This window comes from Arsukibacterium sp. MJ3, from assembly GCF_000987765.1.
Taxonomy (GTDB): Bacteria; Pseudomonadota; Gammaproteobacteria; order Enterobacterales; family Alteromonadaceae; genus Alishewanella.
The window spans coordinates 1-448 of sequence record NZ_LAHP01000176.1; the positions used below are offsets into that span (position 1 = coordinate 1).

At 49.3% G+C, this 448-nt stretch carries 1 protein-coding gene; it reads right to left on the minus strand.

The window, feature by feature from the left end:
• Positions 1 to 43: 43 nt before the first annotated feature.
• On the minus strand, positions 44 to 448 hold a 405-nt coding region (locus VT06_RS17360; protein WP_046555588.1), incomplete at its 5' end, for a spore coat U domain-containing protein.

Sequence of the window (448 nt, forward strand, 5' to 3'; positions counted from 1 at the left end):
TAGAACTTTCCATTTGTTATTGAGCTGCATCATTCATCCCTCTTTAGTAAGTAATCGTAACGGTTATCGTATCGCTGTAACTGCCAGCAGGAACAAATTGCCCGCCAGGGATTCGGCCAAAAACTGTGTGTATTTCATCGCCCCCGGGTGAGGTTTTTTGCAGGGTATTGGTATCGATGACATTACCCCACACCGTGTCGCGATTTGAATCCTGATAGAGCTCATAGTCCAGATAATCACTTGAACCGGCTCGCATGGCTCGGGTAGTTGTGGTAGCTGAAGCCGAGTGGACACCTGCATCCAAGCCAATATCATAGGTCGTGTTTTCCGTACAGGTAGCCGTAATTGTGCTTGTACCGTTCACATGGTCGGCAGCAGGATCGTAGAGCCCGAAGGCAAGGTTAGTGGCGGAAATGCTGCATGTATCCTCAACTGTGGCGGTTACCTC